The sequence below is a fragment of the Rhizobium sp. Root1204 genome (assembly GCF_001424965.1).
In the GTDB taxonomy this organism is placed as follows: domain Bacteria; phylum Pseudomonadota; class Alphaproteobacteria; order Rhizobiales; family Rhizobiaceae; genus Pararhizobium.
The window spans coordinates 80,369-102,712 of sequence record NZ_LMCZ01000044.1; the positions used below are offsets into that span (position 1 = coordinate 80,369).

A 22,344-nucleotide genomic window follows, 5' to 3' on the forward strand; every position below is an offset into this window, starting at 1 on the left:
GGCTCAGCTCCCGCGATAGGTCGAATAGCTGTAGGGCGACAGCAGCAATGGCACGTGGTAATGCGCCGTCTCGTCTGCGATGCCGAAGCGGATGGGGATGATATCGAGGAACGCCACTTCGCCATCCGTCTGGCCGAGATAATCGCCGGCGTGGAAGCGCAGCTCATAGGTCCCGGACTTCATGGCATCGCCGCTCAAAATCGGCGCATCGCAGCGGCCGTCATCATTGGTGCGGGTCGAGCCGATCTCAACGGCACGCTCGCCGTCGATGCGGAAGAGATCGATGCGCAGGTTCTCGGCGGGCTTGCCAAGCGCCGTGTCGAGCACGTGGGTCGTCAGCCGGCCGGCTGTTCCAGATTGCATGCGTTTCACCTCCCGAAGACTGCATTCATCCGGTCACTATCCGCCACCTCACTTCCCTGCGGTAGCAGGCTGATCGTTCGAGACTTTCAAAATTTTGAGGGGGAATGACGCGCGCGATTTGCGGTTAGAAATCGGCCAATCGAACGTTTTGGGAGGAATGATTTCATGCGATATCCACGCGATCTCCAGGGCTACGGCGCCACCGCACCGAACGCCGCCTGGCCGGATGAGGCCCGCATCGCCGTCCAGTTTGTCGTCAATTATGAAGAGGGCGGCGAAAACTGCGTGTTGCATGGCGACATCGCCTCGGAGGCCTTCCTGTCGGAAATCGTCGGTGCCAGCGCATGGATGGGACAGCGCCACTGGAACATGGAATCGATCTATGAATACGGTGCCCGCGCCGGTTTTTGGCGGCTGCACCGGCTTTTGACCGAGCGTGATGTCCCCGTCACCGTCTATGGTGTCGCAACCGCCCTGAGGCGCTCCCCGGAACAGGTGGCGGCCATGCAGAGCGCCGGTTGGGAAATCGCCTCGCACGGACTGAAATGGGTCGAGCACAAGGACATGGACCCGGCCGAGGAACGCAAGCAGATCGCCGAGGCAATCCGCTTGCACACGCTGGTGACCGGTGAGCGGCCACGCGGCTGGTATACCGGCCGCTGTTCGGAAAACACCGTCGATCTCGTCAGTGAGGAAGGTGGCTTTGCCTATGTCTCCGATAGCTATGCCGACGACCTGCCCTACTGGCATGAGTATGGCGGCAAGCCCCAGCTGGTCATTCCCTACACGCTCGATACCAACGACATGCGCTTTGCCACCCCCCAAGGGTTCAACAGCGGCGACCAGTTCTTCAGCTATCTGAAGGACACGTTCGACGTGCTCTATGCAGAGGGTGCTGAAGGGGCGCCAAAGATGATGAATATCGGCCTGCATTGCCGCCTTGTTGGGCGGCCGGGACGCGCAGCAGCCCTTGCCCGGTTCATCGACTATGTGAAGAGCCATGACAAGGTCTGGATCGCCCGGCGCATCGATATCGCCGACCATTGGGCTAAGACCTTTCCCTTCAAGGCGAATGACAGCCGCCCGTCGCGTCTTTCGGAAGAGGCTTTCGTTGCCCGCTTCGGTGGCGTCTTCGAACATTCGGACTGGATCGCCCGGCGCGCCTTTGCGGGCGAGTTGGGAGCCGCCAACGATACGGCCATCGGTCTGCATGCCGCATTGGCGGCAGTCTTCCGTGGTGCCAGCGAAACGGAGCGGTTGGCGGTGCTCAACGCTCACCCCGATCTTGCCGGCAAGCTGGCGCGGGCCAAGCGCCTGACCGAAAGCTCGACCAGCGAACAGGCATCCGCTGGCCTCGATGCTCTGACAGACGCTGAGCGCGAACAGTTCAACACGCTCAATGGCCGTTATGTCAAAACCTTCGGCTTTCCCTTCATCATCGCCGTGCGCGGCCTCGACAAGAGCGACATCCTGGCGGCCTTCCAACGCCGCATCGGCAATGACTGGCAGACGGAGTTTCAAACGGCCTGCCGTCAGGTCGAGCGGATCGCGCTGCTGCGTCTGACCGACATGTTGCCGAACTGAGGGGGAGATGATGAAGACGATCCATATCCGGCCATTGACCCGCGAGGCCTTCGCCCCCTTCGGCGAGGTTCTGGAAACCGAGGGCGCCCACAATTTCCCGATCAACGCAGGCAAATGTGTGCGTTATCATGATCTCGCCAAGATCGAGACGACCGGCGAAAAGGCCCGCCCGATGATCAGCCTGTTGCGCGGCGAGCCTTATCCGCTGCCGCTTGAACTCGGCATGGTGGAGCGGCACCCCTTCGGCAGTCAGGCGTTCATTCCACTCAGCGAACATCCTTTTCTTGTGGTTGTTGCCGAAGAGACCCCGGATGGCCCGGGCGACCCGATCGCCTTCAAGACGGCACCCGGACAGGGCGTCAATATCGGCCGCAACGTCTGGCACGGTATCCTGACACCGCTCGATGGGGTTTCCGACTTCGCCGTCGTCGACCGTGCCGGCGATGGTATCAATCTGGAGGAGCATTTTTACGAGGCACCGTTTTTGGTCTGCTAAGCGCTTCCCAGCACTGTTAGAAAAGACCAAACACGATCACTTTCGACCGGCAAGAAATTCTGCGGGACGATGTCGATTTCCGAAAAGCCCGTTCGTCGTTAGGATGACCGGCCATTGAGGCCGGCTCTAACAAGGAGATAGAGGATGCGTGTGATGGTGCTCGTGAAAGCGACCGAAGACAGCGAAAAGGGTTTTTTCCCAACAGCCGAGACGAATGCGATGATGGAGGCGATGGGCAAGTTCAATGACGAACTGCGCGATGCCGGCATCCTGCGCGACGCCGACGGTCTCAAACCTTCCTCGGCGGGCAAGCGCGTTGCCTTCGATGGATCCCGCCGCACGGTCATTGACGGACCGTTCGCTGAAGCCCGCGAACTGGTGGCCGGCTTCTGGCTCTGGGACGTCAAGGACATGGACGAGGCCGTTGCCTGGGTCAAGCGCTGCCCCAATCCGATGCCGGGGCCGAGTGAGATCGAAATCCGGCCGTTGTACGAAATGACTGACTGGCAATGAGGCACTGACGCGCAGGTCACGAAATCGGTGGGTGCGTAGCCCGGCGGCCGGGAACCGGCGCCGGGCCTCTGGAATTTTTTTATGGTTCTGGCGGCCATCGCAGATGACTGAACGCTGTAACGCACGCGCCATTTCCGCTCATACTAACGCACGACGCGATATGCCATGCCGAGAGATCTTGGAGCAGTTTCCTTGAAGCCGAACTTTCCATAGAGCGAATTTGCCGGCACATCCGCGATCAGACTGACATAGGCGGAAACAGGAAGCTCGTTTTCGATATACCCCATAATGGCTTTCATGATCATCTTTCCAAGCCCGCGCCCCTGATGTTCGGGATGAACGGCAATGTCCACGACCTGGAAGAAACAACCGCCATCCCCGATCAGTCGTCCCATCCCAATCGTTGAGCCTTCGAACAAAACCAATGCGGAAAAAACGGTGCCCGCCACCCCCTTGCCAGCTGCCTCTTGCGAGAACGGGCTCAGCCCCGCCACGGAACGCAGATGCAGATAGTCTTCTATAGAGGGCGTTTGAGCCACGATTGAATAAGCACGCTGGTCCATCCCAAATCTCCCGATCGCATCACCCTTGCGATTTCGTTTATCATCCTGTCCGCCAGGAAGCACTCCTGGCGGGGACCTGCCGGGCGCTATCCACAATCCGGGCGAACCTCTCTTGCACGTCACGGCCCAAATAGGATCGGTTAATGAAAGCGCCCCTGAACCACCGGCGGCAGAGCAAACTTGCCATATAAAACGGGCCGCGATGGATGCGGCCCGCACTATATTCAGATCGCTTGAAACGAGGCGGCTGTTCGCGCCTCGTTGTGGCACTCACTCCGCGAAGAACGCGAAGCGGATGACGAACAGAGCGGCGACGATGAAAGTGGCCGGGTGGATGGCGCGCCATTTTCCGGTGAAGGCTTTCAGGACGACATAGCTGATGAAGCCGAAGGCAAGGCCGTTGGCGATCGAGTAGGTGAAGGGCATGGCAAGAGCTGTCAGCGCTGCCGGTGCGGCTTCGGTCAGGTCTTCCCAATCGACTTCAGTCAGTTCGCGCATCATCAGGCCGGCGACATAGAGCAGAGCCGGGGCTGTTGCATACGTGGGCACCGATGCAGCCAGCGGCGAGATGAACAGCGATGCGAGGAACAGCACGGCGATGACCAGGGCCGTCAGGCCTGTGCGGCCGCCGGCCTGAACGCCGGATGCGCTTTCGACATAGGCCGTGGTGCTGCTGGTACCCATCAGCGAACCGGCAACGATGGCGGTGCTGTCTGCCAGAAGCGCACGGCCGAGGCGGCTCGGCTTGCCTTCCTGGATCAGGTTGGCGCGCTTGGCGACGCCGATCAGCGTGCCGGTGGCGTCGAACACTTCAACCAGAACGAAGACGAGGATGACGTGGACCAGGCCACCATGCAGTGCACCGACGATATCGAGCTGCAGGAAGGTCGGCGCCATGCTGGGCGGCATCGAAACGACGCCCTGGAATTGGCTGACGCCGGTGATCCAGGACAGCACGGTGACGGCAAGAATACCGATCAGGATCGCACCGCGAACTTTCAGGGCATCGAGCACTGCAATGACGAAGAAGCCGAAGATCGCCAGCAGCGGACCGGTGGCCTTGAGGCTGCCGAGGCCAACAAGCGTTGCCGGATTATCGACGACGATACCGGCATTCTTCAGGGCGATGATGCCGAGGAAAAGGCCGATACCGGTGGCGATCGCACTGCGCAGCGAATGCGGAATGCCCTGAATCAGCCAACTGCGGATCCCCGTCACCGTCAGGAAGAGGAAGATCAGGCCCGAGATGAAGACGGCGCCGAGCGCCTGCTGCCAGGTGAAGCCGAGGGCGGCGACGACCGTGAAGGCGAAGAAGGCATTGAGGCCCATGCCAGGCGCCATGCCGATCGGCCAGTTGGCGACCAGCGCCATGATGATCGAACCGAGTGCTGCGGCGAGACAGGTCGCGACGAAGATCGCGTCGCGGTCCATGCCGGTGGTCGATAGAATATCCGGATTGACGAAGATGATGTACGACATTGTGAGAAATGTCGTGACGCCCGCAACCAGTTCGGTGCGGATCGTCGTATTGTGCTCACTCAGCTTGAAGAGCCGTTCAAACATATTTCCTCCCTTGGCCGAAAAAATCCATTCCCGGCGCATGCCACTGACTGGCCGCCTTCTCCTCTGGCAACCAACCACACTGTACCGATCTTCAAGCCATCATGACTTGTCAGGGCCCCTGCCCGATCAGTATCCGGCTGCCATGGCGGCAGGCCGGATGTCTCATTCACGGTTTGGTGATTGTGCGTTTTCGCGCGGCGGATCGCTAGCCGTCCATTTCGACGGGCTCAACGAAAGACTTTCAAATTTTTCGGGGAACAGTTTTGGAGTGAAACAGGGTTGGCCCAGCGGCAAGCGCCTCTTCTCTTGCATCAATCAGGGCAAGAGAAGGCAGCAAACGCTGTATTTTCCTCGACTTCATTGTGTGAGCATCCGCAGCAAAGTCAAGCGCGGCTCAGCTGCGTTCGATGTCGCGGCGCAGCACAATCGATGTCGTCAGGTCATCGACGTTCTCCATCGTCGCTACTTCATTCCTGAGTTCGTTCAGCGCATTGATCGATCCGACCTGGACTTCAACGACAAGATCAAGCTGGCCGCTGACAGACGATACCTTGCGCACGGAGGAGAAGCCAGCCAGCCGGTCGAGCACGCCGATCGACGGCGTCTTCTTCAGCGTCAGCAGCAGGAAGGCGTACACCTGATCCTCGTCGAGCTGGCCGATATCGGCCCGGTAGCCGCGAATGATCCCGGCCTTTTCCAGCCGGGTGACGCGTTCGGTGGTGGCGCTTCTGGAAAGCCCGATGCGGCCCGCGAGCGACTTCATCGGGATCCGGGCTTCCCGCGACAGGATGCTCAGGATCGTCCGGTCGATCGCGTCTGTATCCTGCATGAGTGCGCGCCTTTCAAAGTGCCGACAAGATGACGGTTATTATAAACATAATGCCGGTGCAACCGGCATATTGCCGGGTGCATGGCTTCTCCGCCCGTGCAAATCTGCGGGGCAGATAAGGAACCGCCATGACCGACATGCTGAAGACCACCCCGGATTTTTCCATTGAAGACGCACAGCGCCTGCTGGCCGAGCACTATGGCCTCGACGGAACGCTGTCGCCGCTCGACAGCGAGCGCGACCAGAATTTCAAGGTGACGGCCAGCACCGGCGGGATCTACATCCTCAAGATCGTCAATGCCGCCGAGCCACAGGTCGAAAGCGATTTCCAGACGGCGCTGCTGACCCATGTCAGCGACCATGCGCCGGATCTGCCGATCCCGCATATCCGCCCGACAGTTTCCGGCGCGAGCCTTGGCGAAACGACCAGCGTCCACGGCGTGCGCCATCTGCTGCGCCTCGTCGGCTGGGTGCCGGGCACGCCGCTGGCGCAGTCCGCCCGCAGTGAAGAAGCGCTCACCTCGCTCGGCCGTCTGCTTGGCCGCTTCGATACCGCGCTGCAGGGCTTCATGCATCCCGGCGCGCTGCGCGATCTCGACTGGAACATCCGCAATGCCGGCCGTTCCGCCGGCCGGTTGCCGCACATTGCCGATGCGGACGACCGCGCATTGCTGGAGCGGTTCCTTGCCCGTTTCGAAACAACGGTCGAACCGAAACTGCCGAAGCTACGCTCGACGGTCATTCACAACGATGCCAATGACTGGAACGTGCTCGTCGCGGAAGACGACCATGACCGGATCGCCGGCCTGATCGATCTTGGCGACGCGCTCTATGCGCCCGTCATCGCCGAAGTGGCGATCGCCGCCGCCTATGCGGGGCTCGACCATGCCGATCCGATCGGCGCTGCCGGCGCCATTGCCCGGGGCTTCCATGCCGAATATCCGCTGCTCGAAGAGGAAGTCGATCTTCTCTTCGACCTCATCGCCATGCGGCTCGTTACCTCCGTGACCATCTCGGCCTCGCGCCATGCCCATACCGGCGGCAATCCCTATCTCGCCATCAGTGAAAAGCCGGCCTGGACGCTGCTGCGCAAGCTCGATGCGATGAACCCGCGTTTTGCCACCGCGATCCTGCGGCATGCCTGCGGTTTCGAGGCGACACCCGGCACGCGCGCCGTCACCGCCTGGATTGAAGCCAACCGGAAGACGCTTCATCCACTGCTCGACCGCCCGGCCGCGACCTATCCGGCAGCGCTTGTTCCCTATGGCGATCCGCAGCATCCGATGACGGTCAAGTCGGCCGGCGAACAGCCGGACGAGGCGCAGGCAATCTGGGAAGCCTATTGCGCCGACCGCGGCGTCGACCTCGGCATCGGCCCTTGGGGCGAGAAGCGCACGGTCTATTCCGGCGACATGTTCGTCTCGCGGCTGATCGAAAAGACCCGCCGCATCCGTCATCTCGGCCTAGACCTGTTCATGGCTGCAGGCACCAAGCTCTACACGCCGATCGCTGCCACGGTCGTCAGTGTCGAGATCGAGCCGGATCCGCTTGGTTACGGCTGCCTGATTGCGCTTCGCCATGAACCTGAGGACTGCCCGGCCTTTATCAGCCTGTGGGGCCATCTTGCTCATGAAGCGCTCGGACGCTTGAAGGCGGGCGACCGTCTGAACGCCGGTGCGCTGGTTGGACAGATGGGCGCTCCTGCGGAAAACGGAGGCTGGGCGCCCCACCTGCATCTGCAACTGTCCGTCGACACCCGGCTTTCCGCCACCGAAATCCTTGGCGTCGGCGAAGAGCGCTATCTCGACGTCTGGGCCGAGTTGTTTCCCGATGCCAATGCCTTTGCCGGTATTGCCCCGGAATTTTACGAAAAGACCGGGCGTTCGCATGAGGAGATCGTCACGCTGCGCAAGGAACTTCTGGTTCCCAACCTGTCGATTTCCTATGACAAGCCGATCAAGTTCGTGCGCGGCGACGGTGTCTGGCTGATCGATGACAGCGGCCGCGCCTATCTCGATTGCTTCAACAATGTCTGCCATATCGGCCATGCACACCCGGCCGTGGTCGAAGCGATGGCGCGGCAGGCGGCGACGCTGAACACCAACACACGTTACCTGCATGACAATATCGTTGCCTATGCCGAACGGCTGACCGCGACACTGCCGAGGGAACTGACGGTCGCCGGATTCGTCAACAGCGGCTCGGAAGCCAACAGCCTGGCGCTGCGGATGATGCGTGCCCATACCGGCCGCGAAAACGCCATCGTGCTCGACTGGGCCTATCACGGCACGACGCAGGAACTGATCGAGATCAGCCCCTACAAGTTCCGCCGCAAGGGCGGCAAGGAGAAGAAGCCGCATGTGCATGTGGCCGCCGTTCCCGACAGCTACCGCGCTCCTGCCGATTGGGCGATCGAAGAACACGGCAAGCGCTATGCCGAAAGCGTTGCCGGACTGATCGCTGAGATGCAGGCAAAGGGCGAAGGTCCGGGCTTCTTCATCGCCGAATCCATCCCGAGCGTTGCCGGGCAGGTGTTCCTGCCGCAGGGTTACCTGAAGGAAGTCTACCGGATGGTGCGGGATGCCGGCGGTGTCTGCATTGCCGACGAGGTTCAGGTCGGCTTCGGCCGGGTGGGCAGCCACTGGTGGGCGTTCGAGGAACAGGGTGTCGTGCCCGACATCGTCACCATGGGCAAACCGATCGGTGACGGCCATCCGCTGGCGGCTGTCGTGACCACCCGCGAGATTGCCGATAGCTTCAACAACGGCATGGAATATTTCAACACGTTCGGCGGCAACCCGGTTTCCTGCGCTGTTGGTCTCGCCGTGCTCGACGTGATCGAGGGCCAGGACCTGCGCGGCAATGCGCTGGAGATCGGCAACTACCTGATGGCCGGTTTCCAGGCGATGCAGGACCGTTACGAGGTGATCGGCGATGTGCGCGGCCTGGGTCTTTTCCTTGGTATCGAACTGGTGACCGACCGCAAGACCAAGGCGCCGGCGACCGATTTTGCCCGCGCGGTCTCGAACGGCGCGCGGCAGCGCGGCGTGCTGATGGGCACCGAAGGGCCGCATGACAACGTACTGAAGATGCGCCCGCCGATGATCTTCTCGAAGCGCGATGCGGACCATCTGCTTTCCATACTCGAGGAAACATTCGAGGCGGTCACAGCCCGGGGCTGATAGGCCCGGTCAATACCAGAAACGAACAGGAAAGAAGCTTGGCAGCGCTTAGCGCTGCCCGGACGGGATACGTGTGACTAAAAACCGGAGGAGGACAAAATCATGAAATCAGCAATTCTTGCATTGTTTGCCGCAGCGACGCTGGCAGGCACGGGAGCACAGGCGGGCACGCTGGACATTTCTCGCGAACGCGGCGCGCTGCGCTGCGGCGTCAGCCAGGGTGTTCTCGGCTTTTCGAGCCCGAACGACAAGGGCGAATGGGCAGGCTTCGACGTTGATTTCTGCCGCGCCGTGGCGGCAGCGACACTCGGCGATTCCAGCAAGGTGCAATATGTGCCGCTTTCCACCAAGGAACGCTTTGCCGCCCTGCAATCCGGTGAAGTCGACCTTCTGTCGCGCCAGACCACCTGGACCCTGTCGCGCGATACCGATCTTGGCATGAGCTTTGTCGGCGCCAACTATTATGACGGCCAGGCCTTCATGATCCGCAAGGATCTGGGCGTAAAGAGCGCCAAGGAACTGTCGGGCGCTTCGGTCTGCACCGAAACCGGTACCACGACCGAACAGAACATGGCCGATTACTTCAGCGCCAACGGCATCCAGTACAACGTAATTGCCTTTGAAAAGCCCGACCAGACCGTGCAGGCCTTCGGCACCGGCCGCTGCGACGTCTATTCGACGGATGCCTCCGCGCTCTACGCCCAGCGCCTGACGCTGACCGATCCCGACAATTACATGGTCCTGCCCGAGGTCATCTCCAAGGAGCCGCTCGGACCGGCCGTTCGCCAGGGCGACGAGCAATGGTTCAAGATCGTTCGCTGGACCCTGTTCGCGCTGATCGAGGCGGAAGAACTGGGCATCACCAAGGAAAATGCCGCCAAAACGGCGGAAGACGGCACCGTGGCGCAGAAGCGCTTCCTGGGTGCAGACGGCGCGATCTCCAAGAACTTCGGCCTCGATCCGAAATGGGCTTTTCAGGCCATCTCGGCCGTCGGCAATTATGGCGAAGTGTTCGAGCGCCATCTTGGCAAGGACAGCCCGCTGAAGATCGAGCGCGGCCTGAACAATCTCTGGAACAATGGCGGTCTGGTCTACGCCCCGCCGCTGCGCTGATCAAAGCGCATAAACGTCCTGGGCCGTCGCGAGGTCATACTTCGCGGCGGTTTTTTTGTGTTTGCATGTAGACGAGGGAAAACAGGCCTAGAATCGAAAAAGCCTGCCGCGGGAGGAGGTGCGGCAGGCTTTCGAATAGAACCGAATGGCAACTGGGAGGAGGAGTGTTGCCATTCCGCAAGCGCCTCTGGGAGGAGGAGTGAGGCCGCTTGCATATCGAAGCTCTGCGGGAGGAGGTGCATTGCTTCGATGGTTTTAATATACATTGATTCAGCTTAAATTGTAGGCAGAGTTTTGCAGGGCAGCCATGCGCTATGCGCGTACCAGATGGCTCGCTGTACTCTAAATCGTTTCAATGCGCCTCCCCTGCCCTCGGCCTGCATTGCAGGTTGCGGCGCACGCAACACCAGCCGCCGGCATTCTTCACACTGGGGAAGATTATTCCGCTGCGATCGCGGCCGGATATCCTCCAGTCTCCTCCGCTTCATTGTCTGCTGGCTCCGGCTCAGAAACCTTGCTCTTCGGCTGCTTGCCAAAGAATAGCGCATAGCCGGCCGGAAGGACGAGGATGGTCAACACGGTCGCAACCAGGATACCGCCCATCATCGCATAGGCGAGCGGCCCCCAGAATACGCCGCGTGAGATCGGGATCAGCGCCAGCACCGCCGTCATCGCCGTCAGCACGATCGGCCGGAAACGGCGCACGGCCGAACCAACGATTGCTTCCGTCCGTTCCATGCCTGAAGCAATATCCTGATCGATCTGATCGACAAGGATGATCGAGTTGCGCATGATGATGCCGAGCAGCGCGATGACGCCGAGGATGGCGACGAAACCGAACGGGGCGCCGCTAATGAGGAGTGCGGCGGCCGCACCGATGATGCCGAGCGGGCCGGTTGCCAGAACCAGCATCGCCTTGCCGAAATGCTGAAGCTGGATCATCAAGAGCACGACGATGACGGCGAGCATGACCGGCGCTTTGTCGGCGATCGACTGCTGGCTCTCGGCCGCATCCTCTGCACCGCCTTGGATCTCGACGGAATAACCGGGCGCAAGACTGTCACGCAGCGGCTTCAAGTCGGCATACATCTTCATGGCGACATCGTTTGGCTGCACGCCATCGGGAAGCGTGCCGCGCACGGTAATCGTCGGCAGGCGGTTGCGACGCCACTCGACGCCCTGTTCGAGAACAGGCGCGACCTTGGCGACCTGCGACAGCGGCACGTAACTGCCGAAATCGGTCGGGACATAGATCGAGTGCACGGCCGTCAGCAGATGGCGGCTGCTTTCCTGCTCCCGCGCAACAATAGAGACCGTTTCCTCGCCGTCCCGGAAATCGTCGAGCGGCGCGCCGCTCATCGTCGCCTGCAGCATCTGGCGGATGCGCTGCGATGAGACGCCGAGCGCGCGAGCGCGGTCCTGATCGATCACCAGCTTCATCGCCGGAACCGGCTCCAGCCAATCGTCGTGGATGGCGCCAAGCTCAGGGTTTTCGGCAAACTTCGCCTTCACCTGGTCGGCGATCCGGCGAACCTCGGCGCGATCGTGCCCGGTGACACGAATCTGGACCGGCCAGCCGGTCGGCGGGCCAAGGAACAGGCGGTCGACCTTGCCGCGGATCGTCGGAAAATCCTCGGCCAGAATGGTGCGCAGCTTGACGATCAGCCGTTCGCGGGCCGGCTCGTCCTTGGCCATGACGAGCAACTGGGCGAAATTCGGATTGCGCAGCTGCTGATCGAGCGGCAGGAAGAAGCGCGGCGCGCCCTCGCCGATATAGGTGGCGATGAATTTCTTGTCGGTATCGTCAATGATCCTGGCCTCCAGAGCCTTGGCCTGGGTTTCGACTTCCTTGATGCTGGTGCCTTCCGGCAGCCAGAGATCGACGAGGATTTCCGGACGCGACGACTGCGGGAAGAAGTTTTTCGGGATGAACTGGAACGCCCAGAGGCTGGTCATGAAGGTGACGAGCGTCAGGGAAAGAACAATGATGCGGTGGCGCACCGCCCAGCCGACGGTTGCACGCAGGCGGCGATAAAAGCGCGTATCGAAGACATCGTGATGTTCTCCGGCATGGGCGCGCTGCTTGAGGATCATATAGCCAAGCCAGGGCGTGAAATAGACCGCCACGAACCAGGAAACGACCAGCGCAATGCCGACAACATAAAACAGCGAGCGGACATATTCACCCGCTGTTGATGCGGCAAAGCCGACGGGAATGAAGCCTGCCGTGGTGATCAGCGTGCCGGTCAGCATCGGAAATGCGGTCGAGGAATAGGCAAAGCTGGCGGCATCGAGCTTGTCGAGCCCCTCTTCCAGTTTGCGCTCCATCAGCTCGACGACGATCATCGCATCATCGACCAGAAGCCCGAGCGCAATGATCAGCGCGCCCAGCGAAATACGCTGCAGGTCGATGCCGAGCTCATACATGATGGCGAAGGTGGCGGCGAGAACGAGCGGAATGGCAATGGCGATCACTAGGCCTGAGCGCCAGCCGATCGACAGGAAGGAGACGACCAGCACGATCACCAGCGCTTCGCCGAGCGCCTTCATGAATTCGCCGACTGCCTCGGTGACCACTTCCGGCTGGTCGGCAATCTGGTCGACCTTCACACCATAGGGAAGTGCTGTTTCAAACTGCTTGTAGGTTTCCTCGACGGCTGCGCCGACATCGGTCACCTTGTAGCCCTTGGCCATGACCACGCCGATCTGGACGCTGTCTTCGCCGTTGAAACGGTATTTGCGCTGATAAGGGTCTTCCAGACCTGAGGAGACCGTGGCGATATCGCCGAGCCGCGTAACCTCATTGCCGGAGCGCAGCCGCAGTTCGCGGATATCGGACGGCTGGGTTACCCCACCCTCGACCGAGATCCGCACGGAGCGCGTGCCGGTATCGACGGAGCCTGCCGGATCGACATTGTTCTGACCCTTGATGGCGTTCTGCACATCGGCCAGCGTCAGCCCGCGCGATGCCAGCACGGCAGACGAGATGTCGATGTAGATCTTCTGCGGCTGATCGCCGATGATCACGGCCTTTTCGACGCCCGGGGTCGTCAGCAGCATGTCGCGCGCCTGGATGGCGAACTTCTTCAGCTCCGGATAGCTGTAGCCCTCGCCGCTCAGCGAATGCAGGGTGACGAAGGTGTCGCCGAACTCGTCGTTGAAATAGGGGCCGAGCAGGCCCTGCGGCAATTCATTGGCGATATCGCCGACCTTTTTTCGTACCTGATAGAAAGCATCGGCCACCTCAGCTGCATTGGTATCCCCCTTAACCTGCAGGGTGATGATGGCACTGCCGGCGCGGGTATAAGAGCGGACGAAATCGAGATGCGGGGTTTCCTGCAGCCTGCGCTCGATCTTGTTGACGACCTGATCCTCCATGTCCTGGATCGACGCGCCCGGCCAGATGGCCTGCACGACCATGACGCGGAAGGTGAAATCTGGATCTTCCTTTTGGCCCATGCGCATCAGGCCAAGAACGCCTGTGATCAGGATGAGGCCGAAAAGGAAGCGGGCGATGCTCGGATGGCCGATTGCCCAGCGCGACAGGTTGAAGGACTGCTTGTGGTCGGAGGAGGAGGAGGTCATCGGCGTTATTCCGCTTTCGATGGATCTGGGTCAGCGCACGAGTTGCGTGTGTTCTGTGGCAGCCAATTGCTGTGCGACGTCGTCGCCGACCTTCACTTTCAGGCCTTCGGTCATGAACTGCGTGCCGGCGGCGACCACGACATCGCCGGGCTTCAATCCCTCGGCAATCCGCACACCGTCACCAGTAAAATCAGCAACCTCGACCGGGCGGGAATGCACGGTCTCGGCGGTGCGATCGACGGTCCAGACGATCGGTTCGCCCCCCTTCCTGGCAAGCGCGCTTAGAGGGATGGTGACGAACTGCTGGACGTCGGAAGCGGCGGCAATGATGCCGGCGGTCATGCCGAGAAGCACGTTTTGATCATTCGGCAGGCTGATACGCACCGCAAATGTCCGCGACTGTGGCTCAGCGCTGCCGGCCACCTCCCGCACCTTGCCCTGCAGCATCAGGGAGGCATCCGACCAGAAGCCGACCGTGACCACCTTGCCGGGCTTGAACTGGGCGATATCCGTCTCAGGTATGGCGACCAGCACTTCCTTTTCGCCATCAACGGCGACACTGACAACGGGCGTTCCCGAGCCGACGACCTGGCCGATATCGGCACTCACCGCAGTAACAATGCCGTTCTGGTCGGACTTCAGGTTGGTATAGCTGACCTGGTTTTTCGCTTGGTCGAGCGCCGAGCGGGCCGAGTCACGCGTGGCGACGGCCTGATTGTAGCTGAGCGTTGTCTGTTCGAGCTGCGATTTCGGCGAAACATTCTTGGCAAACAGCTGTTCGGCACGCACTCGCGCCAGTTCCGCCGTCTCGACCTGCCGCTCAGTGGCATCAAGGCTTGCTTTCGCACTGGTCAGAGCAAGCTCGTAGTCGGACGGGTCAATACGGGCGAGCAGATCGCCCGATTTGACCCGCTGGCCGATATCGACGAGGCGTTCAGTGATCTTGCCGTTGACGCGGAAGCCGAGGTTCATTTCGGTGCGGGCGCGCACCGTGCCGGAATAGCTGAGCGTGCGCGACGTATCGATGGCGGCGATCTCGACCACTTTCACCGGGCGCACGATCTGCCTGGTCTCGGCTTTTTCTTCGGAGCAGCCGGACAGAGCCAGCACTGCGGCGGAAAAGATCGAAATGGCAGACAGGCGAATATAGGTATTGCTCGGCGAAAGCATGTTCGCACTCCTGATCAAAAATGAAGCGTGGGAGCGGGCCTTGGCGGCCGCGTTCATCTCAAGGCATTAATTGCAAATTCGGTAATTTCGTCGGGCGTCGCCCGGTTTGGCTTGGAGAGACATTGCGCCACCATTTGCGGATGGCACATGACCACCGTGGCGGCCCCGAAGGACCGGGCGGCAACCGCAGGATCCTGTTCGGCAAATTCGCCGGCGGCGATACCCTGGCGGATGATCTCTTCCAGCAGTTCGTGCATACGGTCGATGTGTTTTTCGATCACGTGCCAGTCTCGCTCAATGGCGACGACGACCATCTCGTGCACCTTTTCATGATCAAGCATTGCGGTGACGATCAGCTGATACTCGGCATACAGGTAGCGACGCAGACGGTCCGCCGCGCTGATCGGCAATTGCGAGATTTCATAGGCTTGCTGATAACTACCAGCGAGCATGCGGCCGCAGATCGCCTGATGGATTTCGGTTTTCGAGGCAAAGAAGCGATAGATGTTGGCCGGCGACATGCCGAGATCGCGCGCAATATCGGCGACGTTGGTCTTGGCGTAGCCATAGTGCCTAAACAGCCGTTCCGCCGCTTCCAGGATCCGCGTTATATTTTCCTGCCGCGCAATATCCGGACTATCCGTGTTGCCGTCCATAATGAGACACTTTCGAATTACGACTGACGAATTTAGATTTTCGTCAGTCGTAATTCGAAATATGGCCACTGTCAACTGCAGCGCTTTAACTCTCCATCAAAGACGCCGCCGCTTGCAGGTTCCGATTATCCCGTAATTGCGCGACCAGAAAGTCCACGAACGCCCGCGTCTTGGCCGAGATGTGGCGCCCCTCAGCGTGCATGACATGGATGGGAATGGGCGGCTCCTCATAGCCGGCCAGCACGATATCGAGCGTCCCGTCCCGCACCGCCGATGCCACCTGATAGGACAGCGCGCTGGTCAGGCCCCAGCCGCTGAGCGCGGCAGAGATCGAGGCATCCACGGTATTGCAGAACAATCGCGGACGCAGCGTCACATGGCTCTTTTCCCCGTCCACGAAACGCCAGTCCTGCGGCGCGGACGAACCGGTATTGGCGATAATGGTGTGCCCCGCGAGGTCAGCGGGAACCTGTGGCACCGGGTGATCCTTAAAATAAGACGGAGCGCCGCAGACGACCCGCCGCACGCTGCCGACCTTGATGGCGTGATATCCTGAATCCGGCAATTGCCCGATGCGTAATGCAACATCGATGCCCTCTTCCAACAGGTTGACAACGCGGTCGAGCAGAAGGGCGCGTCCGTTGACGGCCGGATGCAGGGTCAGAAACGATGTCATGACTGGCATCACATAGATTTGGCCGAAGAGGACAGGTGCCGTGACCGTCAGCAGGCCGGAGGGCGTCGCATGCGAGCCSCCAGCCGAAGCTTCGGCCTCATCGATATCGGCAAGGATACGGCGGCAATCCTCGACATAGCGGCTGCCGGGCGCGGTCAGCTTCACCGATCGCGTTGAGCGCAGAAAGAGCCGCGCACCCGTCAGGTCTTCGAGACAGGCAATGGCCCGGGTGACGGCCGGAGGACTCATGTTGAGCACACGCGCAGCCTGCGCGAAGCTGCCCGTATCGGCAACCTTTACCAGAACCCGCATGGATTGAAGTCTGTCCACTGCCGCCTCCGTATGATTATTCCAAAAATTGGAATGATATCTTGTCTTTTATCGCACTTCTGTTGGTGTGAGGAAATAACCATCTTGCTCCGGGGCGATCAACGCCACTTGGAGAGCAACGATGAAACTTTACTATCACCCTTTGTCCGGCCACGCGCATCGCGCCCGGCTGTTCGTCTCGCTGCTTGGGCTCGATGTGGAGCTGGTCGAAGTCGATCTTGCTGCCCGTGCCCACAAGGCTCCGGACTTCCTCAAACTCAATCCGTTCGGACAACTGCCGGTGCTGGACGATGAAGGTACGATCATCCCCGATTCCAATGCCATCCTTGTCTATCTCGCCAAGAAGAACGGAGCGAAGAACTGGTTGCCGGAAGATCCGGCAAGGGCTGCCTCCGTGCAACGCTGGCTGTCGGTAGCCGCCGGGGAAATTGCCTATGGCCCCGGTGCCGCACGGCTTGTCACCGTCTTCGGTGCGCCTTTCAATGCGGACGAGGTCATTGCACGCGCCCACGTCATCCTGCAGCGCATCGAGGCCGCTCTTGAGGGCCGCCAATGGATTGCTGCCGGTCATCCGACTATCGCCGATGTCGCGCTTTACAGCTACATCGACCGCGCGCCGGAGGGCAATGTCGATCGGAGCGCTTACGCCAACGTCAATGCTTGGCTAAGGCGCATAGAAGCGCTTCCTGGCTTTGTTGCCTTCCAGAAGACCGCAATCGGTATTCCGGAGGCTGCCTGAGCAGGCCTCCGGATTTCCCGGCGGTTTACCGGCCAGATATCAAAGGATCAACAGATGTTCGCTCTTCACACGACAGATCAGCCGTCGCCCTGGCATGCGGGCGAACGGCTGCTGCAAGATCAGGCCGGTGTTGGCGAGCGTATGGAAGAGCTCGGCCGACGGGTGCTGCGCGATCATCTGATCGACCAGCACCGCGCCTTCTATCCGCAACTGCCGTTCATCGTGCTCGGCACGGTGGACGATCAGGGCGATGCGTGGGCGACAATACGAGCGGCGAATCCGGGCTTTCTACAAAGCTCCGACCCGTACACACTGAACGTCCGCCTGGACCGTGAGCACGACGATCCGGCGGACGGTGGAATGAATGACGGGGCAGCGATCGGCATGCTCGGCATCGAACTGCACACCCGGCGCCGCAACCGGCTGAACGGAACCATCCACCGGTCCGGGCCGCTTGGGTTCGATGTGGACGTCGGCCAGTCCTATGGCAACTGTCCGAAATACATTCAGCTGCGTGACTACCGCTTCGTTCGCGATCCTGCGCAAAGCTCTGCCGTCAAGCCGACAGTCCTGAATGCGCTCGACGCCGGCGCCCGGCAGATGATTGCGGCAGCCGACACGTTCTTCGTCGCGACCTATGCGGCGTTTGAAAACGGTGAGCGGCAGGCGGATGTCTCGCACCGTGGCGGAAAGCCCGGCTTCGTCCGGGTTGGCAGCGACGGCGTACTGACCATCCCGGATTTTGCCGGCAACCTGTTCTTCAACACACTCGGCAATATCCTGGCCAATGGAAAGGCTGGTCTGGTTTTCGCTGATTTCGAGACCGGCGATTTGTTGCAGTTGTCCGGCGATGCTCATGTCATTGTGGATTCGCCCGAAATTGCGGCATTCGAGGGTGCCGAGCGCCTATGGCGCTTTACGCCGCGCCGCATCATCCGGCGGCCGGACGCGCTGCCGCTGCGCTGGGCCTCCCATGACGAAAGCCAATCACCGAGCTTGCGGATGACCGGCAACTGGGAGGACGCTGAAAGCCGTTTGAGCAATTCGGCAGTGTGACGCACCGGCGCGGAACACCGTTTCCCGGGCGAATCCCCTGATTTTCGCTGGCGTGTGCAACCCGGCAGGAACTTCCGTTGCTGCCGGGACTTTAGGACGTGGCGCGACCTTAGGGAGGAAACCATGTCTGAAAAACCCAGTCTCTTTTCAAGATTTTCCGGCGGGGTCGCACAACTGACCGGCAAGCCCGCAACCTTCGTGATTGCCGTGGCGGGTATCGTTATCTGGGCGGTCACCGGCCCGCTGTTCGGCTTCTCGGAAACCTGGCAGCTGGTGGTCAACACGGGCACGACGATCATCACCTTCCTAATGGTTTTTGTGCTGCAAAATTCGCAGAACCGCGACGGCAAGGCCGTTCAGGCAAAGCTCGACGAACTGATTCTCACCAGCGAAGCCGAGAACCGTTTCATGGGCATCGAACATCTCGACGAGAAAGAACTCAGGCGTTTGACCGAGCTTTTAAGGCAAGCGGCCGAAAATGATCCGGACCATGCGCTTGCCGGAAAGGTCGACCATATTATCCGGGACCGGCATACGAAGCTGAAGAAGAAAGTGTGATCGGTTTGCCTTTTCGAATGCGCACCCGACAGTTGGGGCATAAATGAGCGCGAAAAGCGTGGTATATGTTGGTATGGAGGAGATACCGATGAGCCGCGCATTCACCAAGGAAATCGACGACGCCCCGCCGCCGCCCGTTCCAGAACGACCCATCAGCACGGCTCGCAACCTCGTCACGCCCAACGGTGCCCGGCAGATCGAACAGATGGTTGCAGCGCTAATGCAGCAGACTGCGGCAACCAGCGACAGCGAGTTACGTGCCGCCCTCAAGCGCGATCTGCGCTATTGGGAGGCGCGCCGGGCCAGCATGGAGGTCATGGAGCCCCTCTCCGAGCCGGGAACGGTTAAATTTGGAACGCATGTCTCCATCAGGCGCGGTGGGGCGGTCAAAGATATCCGCATTGTCGGAGAGGACGAGGCGGATCCATCAGCCGGGGCAATCGCATGGACATCGCCACTTGCCCGCGCACTCGAAGATGCCGCACCTGGCGACACGGTGGAGTTCGCAGTGGCGGACCGCGAAGAGGAGATCGTCGTTCTTTCCGTTGCCGGAATGAACTAGACCCGGCAGCGCCAGCCCTGCACATGACCATCATTTCATTGATCTCGCCGACAAATCACGGCAAGACCGTGCAGACGATGATGTGAGGACATGATTTGGAGACCGCGCTCTATCTGCCGATCAAGGGCTTTCTCGAAGCCGCCGGCTACAGCGTCAAGGGCGAGATCGCCGGGTGTGACCTGGTAGGACTGAGCCCGGACGAGCCGCCGGTGGTGGTCATCTGCGAACTCAAGCTGAGCTTCAATCTGGAACTGATCCTGCAGGCCGTAGACAGGGCTGCGGCCAGTGATGAAGTGTGGATCGCAGCGCGTGTTTCGGCCAAGGGCAAGGGCCGCGAAAGCGATGGCCGCTACCGCAATCTCTGCCGGAGACTCGGATTCGGCATGCTCAGCGTTGCCGACAACGGCACTGTCGATGTGATTGTCAGCCCGCAAGCGCTGATGCCGCGCAAGAATCCTCGCAAACGGTCCCGTCTCGTCACTGAACACAAAAAGCGCAAGGGCGATCCGGCCATTGGCGGCAGCACCCGCTCGCCGATCATGACGGCCTACCGGCAACAGGCGCTGGCCTGCGCCGCAGCGCTCCAAGCCGGCCCTTTGCGGTCAAGGGACCTGAAGGCAATCACCCCCTCGGCAGCAACGATCCTGCGCGGCAATGTCTATGGCTGGTTCGAGCGCATTGACCATGGTGTCTATGGCCTGACGGCCACCGGTGTCGAGGCGCTGATCCGTTGGCCGGTTGCGGCTGCTAACGAAGACGCCGCAACCGCAGCCCTTTAGAGCGCCGCGCGGGAAACCGTGCGCAGCATCGAAACGATGGCCTGGTCCAGTTCAGCGTCGACAGGCAATGTCTGCGACGACAATTTGACGACCACCGTCGCGGTTGCCGGATCGACCCAGATCCACTGGCCGTGAATGCCGATGGCGGCAAGCTCGCCCTGTCCGGTCTCGTACCAATAGTTGCGGTAACTGCCGCCCGGAAACAGGCTTGCCTGATCGCCTTTCTTCCACGCATCCCGACTGCCACCGGTCCATAGATCGTCAACGAATGCCGCCGGGAGCAGGCCAGCACCTTTCTGGCGGACAAGTTCGCCGGTCAAGGCGAGATCCCGCGCCGTTGCCGACATGCCGCCCGCGGCGCGCGCCGTGCCGGCGCGATCGACCGTGATCATCGCATTCGAGCCGGCACCCATCGGCTGCCACAGGTGCTCGCTCAGCAGGTCCGCCAGCCGGCCATTGGCGGCCCGTTCCAGCACGATGCCCGCAAGATCGGTATCCGGAGAGCGATAGGCATGCTTTTCGCCGTGCTGCCAGCCGCCCTTGCCGATGCTGCAGATGAAACCCAGCAAATCAAGTGCGGGGCTCTCCGGACGGTCGGGGTTCCAACCGGTCGCCCGCCGGTAACGGTCGAACCCGCCGGATGTATCGAGATAGTCCTCGACGAAATCGACGCTGATCTCCATGTCGAACAACTGCTGCACCGTCGCATCCGCATAGGCTGACCCGGCGACCTCGGGGACATAGTCGATCACCAGCTTGCCGAAGGAGAGCAACCCCTTGTCCGCCAGAATCCCGGCAAGCAGCGCCGTCAGGGATTTCGACACGGAAAAGATGATGTGCGGGCGCGAGGGGCTGGAATGATCCGCCGACCATTCGGCAATGATACGCCCGTCCCGCATCACCAGAAATTCGTCGGTCTCGCTTGCGGTCAAAAACGCCTTGAGCGATTGCGATGTACCATCAACTCCCGCTACTTGCAGATCTCCGAGACCGGCAAGATCAAGATAAGCCCCGTGTTCGTCCGCGCCTTTGGCCCTGATGACGGCGGAGGGAACGATCTCGCTGACATTCTGGAAGGCCCATTTTGAAAAGGGGACTGTCCGCCAGTTGCTAAGCCTGACGTCCGAGCGTCTGAACTCCGTCATGTCCTGTCTCCTCCATCGGCGGTCGCCAGCACGCCGTAAAGTTCCGGGCGGCGATCACGGAAAATACCCCAGGCTGCGCGATTATCGGCAAGCTGCTGCCGGTCGAAACGGGCAATCAGCACCTCTTCACCATCACGCCCGGCGCTCGCAGTAATCTGGCCATCGGCACCGGCGATGAATGATGAGCCGTAATAGGATTGCGACTGGCCGCCGATCGTTTCCGCGCCGATACGGTTGGCTGCGGCGACCGGCATCATGTTGGCGGCTGCATGGCCGCGCATCACCATACGCCAATGTTCCATGGTATCGAGATCGGGGCGTTTGGGCTCCGAGCCGATGGCGGTCGGGTAAAGGATGAGTTCGGCCCCCATCAGCGCCATTGCACGGGCGGCTTCCGGAAACCACTGATCCCAGCAGATGCCGACGCCGATCACACCGAAACGGGTCGGCCACACCTTGAAGCCGGTATCGCCCGGGCGGAAATAGAATTTTTCGCTATAGCCCGGACCGTCGGGGATATGAGATTTCCGGTAGATGCCGAGGATGTCTCCGGTGGCATCGATCATAGCGACGCTGTTGTAAAAGGCCTGGTTCTTCTTCTCAAAGAAGGACACAGGCAGGACAATCCCGAGTTCACCCGCCAGCGCCTGAAGCGGCGCGATCACCGGATGTTTGGCAAGCGTATGCGCCCTGGCGAAATGAACCGGATCCTGCGTCTGGCAGAAATACAGGCCTTCGAACAGTTCCTGCACCAGCACGATATTGGCGCCGGCATTTGCCGCCTGCCGGATCAGCCGGATGGCGGTGGCGAGATTTTCCGCAAGATCATCCGTGCAGGCGAACTGGACGACGCCCAGGGTCACGACCGGATTTGATGTCACG

At 60.8% G+C, this 22,344-nt stretch carries 20 protein-coding genes; 10 read left to right on the top strand and 10 right to left on the bottom strand.

Annotated features, from left to right (window positions below; genetic code table 11):
* Positions 1-3: 3 nt before the first annotated feature.
* Positions 4-363 (bottom strand): hydroxyisourate hydrolase, encoded by a 360-nt coding sequence (gene uraH, locus ASC96_RS33125; protein WP_156397740.1) that lies wholly within the window; start codon positions 361-363, stop codon positions 4-6.
* Between the two features lie 165 nt (positions 364-528).
* Here uraH and puuE point away from each other — a divergent pair, with 165 nt between their 5' ends.
* The 3 genes from puuE to ASC96_RS30805 all read left to right on the top strand — a co-directional run bounded on the left by puuE (position 529) and on the right by ASC96_RS30805 (position 2,956).
* Entirely contained in the window at positions 529-1,947 is a 1,419-nt protein-coding gene (gene puuE, locus ASC96_RS30795) for an allantoinase PuuE (RefSeq protein WP_060506874.1), read from the top strand.
* 10 nt (positions 1,948-1,957) lie between these two features.
* Complete coding sequence (locus ASC96_RS30800; protein ID WP_060507024.1) at positions 1,958-2,443, top strand: ureidoglycolate lyase; 486 nt, start codon at positions 1,958-1,960, stop codon at positions 2,441-2,443.
* Positions 2,444-2,587: 144 nt separating this feature from the next.
* The gene (locus tag ASC96_RS30805) at positions 2,588-2,956 is read left to right on the top strand and encodes a YciI family protein (protein WP_060506875.1); all 369 of its coding nucleotides are present in this window, start codon (positions 2,588-2,590) and stop codon (positions 2,954-2,956) included.
* Between the two features lie 143 nt (positions 2,957-3,099).
* On the opposite strand, the gene ASC96_RS30810 is transcribed toward ASC96_RS30805, so the two are convergent.
* The 3 genes from ASC96_RS30810 to ASC96_RS30820 all read right to left on the bottom strand — a co-directional run bounded on the left by ASC96_RS30810 (position 3,100) and on the right by ASC96_RS30820 (position 5,911).
* On the bottom strand, positions 3,100-3,519 hold the full coding sequence (locus ASC96_RS30810) for a GNAT family N-acetyltransferase (protein ID WP_060506876.1): 420 nt from the start codon (positions 3,517-3,519) through the stop codon (positions 3,100-3,102).
* A 270-nt stretch (positions 3,520-3,789) separates the two neighbouring features.
* A complete protein-coding gene (locus ASC96_RS30815; RefSeq protein WP_060507026.1) occupies positions 3,790-5,082 on the bottom strand; it encodes an NCS2 family permease in 1,293 nt (430 codons plus the stop codon).
* Positions 5,083-5,476: 394 nt separating this feature from the next.
* The gene (locus tag ASC96_RS30820; RefSeq protein WP_060506877.1) at positions 5,477-5,911 is read right to left on the bottom strand and encodes an Lrp/AsnC family transcriptional regulator; all 435 of its coding nucleotides are present in this window, start codon (positions 5,909-5,911) and stop codon (positions 5,477-5,479) included.
* A gap of 128 nt (positions 5,912-6,039) precedes the next feature.
* Between ASC96_RS30820 and ASC96_RS30825 the strand changes: the two genes are divergently transcribed.
* A complete protein-coding gene (locus tag ASC96_RS30825) occupies positions 6,040-9,093 on the top strand; it encodes an aminotransferase class III-fold pyridoxal phosphate-dependent enzyme (protein WP_060506878.1) in 3,054 nt (1,017 codons plus the stop codon).
* A 102-nt stretch (positions 9,094-9,195) separates the two neighbouring features.
* Entirely contained in the window at positions 9,196-10,206 is a 1,011-nt protein-coding gene (locus ASC96_RS30830; protein ID WP_060506879.1) for an amino acid ABC transporter substrate-binding protein, read from the top strand.
* A 438-nt stretch (positions 10,207-10,644) separates the two neighbouring features.
* Here ASC96_RS30830 and ASC96_RS30835 read toward each other — a convergent pair whose 3' ends face one another.
* The 4 genes from ASC96_RS30835 to ASC96_RS30850 form a co-directional block, all read right to left on the bottom strand.
* Complete coding sequence (locus ASC96_RS30835; protein ID WP_060506880.1) at positions 10,645-13,791, bottom strand: efflux RND transporter permease subunit; 3,147 nt, start codon at positions 13,789-13,791, stop codon at positions 10,645-10,647.
* A gap of 30 nt (positions 13,792-13,821) precedes the next feature.
* A complete protein-coding gene (locus ASC96_RS30840; RefSeq protein WP_060507028.1) occupies positions 13,822-14,961 on the bottom strand; it encodes an efflux RND transporter periplasmic adaptor subunit in 1,140 nt (379 codons plus the stop codon).
* A gap of 53 nt (positions 14,962-15,014) precedes the next feature.
* Entirely contained in the window at positions 15,015-15,617 is a 603-nt protein-coding gene (locus ASC96_RS30845) for a TetR family transcriptional regulator (protein WP_060506881.1), read from the bottom strand.
* Positions 15,618-15,702: 85 nt separating this feature from the next.
* Positions 15,703-16,623 carry a LysR family transcriptional regulator gene (locus ASC96_RS30850; protein ID WP_060506882.1) on the bottom strand — a complete coding sequence of 307 codons (921 nt, stop codon included), beginning with the start codon at positions 16,621-16,623 and terminating at the stop codon, positions 15,703-15,705.
* A gap of 121 nt (positions 16,624-16,744) precedes the next feature.
* Between ASC96_RS30850 and ASC96_RS30855 the strand changes: the two genes are divergently transcribed.
* The 5 genes from ASC96_RS30855 to ASC96_RS30875 all read left to right on the top strand — a co-directional run bounded on the left by ASC96_RS30855 (position 16,745) and on the right by ASC96_RS30875 (position 20,317).
* Positions 16,745-17,362: a glutathione S-transferase gene (locus tag ASC96_RS30855; protein WP_060506883.1), complete on the top strand. Its 618-nt coding sequence runs from the start codon at positions 16,745-16,747 to the stop codon at positions 17,360-17,362.
* 54 nt (positions 17,363-17,416) lie between these two features.
* Entirely contained in the window at positions 17,417-18,418 is a 1,002-nt protein-coding gene (locus ASC96_RS30860; protein ID WP_060506884.1) for a pyridoxamine 5'-phosphate oxidase family protein, read from the top strand.
* Positions 18,419-18,541: 123 nt separating this feature from the next.
* Entirely contained in the window at positions 18,542-18,976 is a 435-nt protein-coding gene (locus ASC96_RS30865; RefSeq protein WP_060506885.1) for a low affinity iron permease family protein, read from the top strand.
* An 88-nt stretch (positions 18,977-19,064) separates the two neighbouring features.
* Complete coding sequence (locus ASC96_RS30870; RefSeq protein WP_060506886.1) at positions 19,065-19,538, top strand: GreA/GreB family elongation factor; 474 nt, start codon at positions 19,065-19,067, stop codon at positions 19,536-19,538.
* 95 nt (positions 19,539-19,633) lie between these two features.
* Positions 19,634-20,317: a DUF2161 family putative PD-(D/E)XK-type phosphodiesterase gene (locus tag ASC96_RS30875; protein WP_060506887.1), complete on the top strand. Its 684-nt coding sequence runs from the start codon at positions 19,634-19,636 to the stop codon at positions 20,315-20,317.
* On the opposite strand, the gene ASC96_RS30880 is transcribed toward ASC96_RS30875, so the two are convergent.
* Entirely contained in the window at positions 20,314-21,462 is a 1,149-nt protein-coding gene (locus tag ASC96_RS30880; protein ID WP_060506888.1) for a serine hydrolase, read from the bottom strand. The two genes, ASC96_RS30875 and ASC96_RS30880, sit on opposite strands and share 4 nt — an antisense overlap.
* The gene (gene aguB, locus ASC96_RS30885; RefSeq protein WP_060506889.1) at positions 21,459-22,343 is read right to left on the bottom strand and encodes an N-carbamoylputrescine amidase; all 885 of its coding nucleotides are present in this window, start codon (positions 22,341-22,343) and stop codon (positions 21,459-21,461) included. Before aguB ends, ASC96_RS30880 begins: the two co-directional genes overlap by 4 nt.
* Position 22,344: the final 1 nt, after the last annotated feature.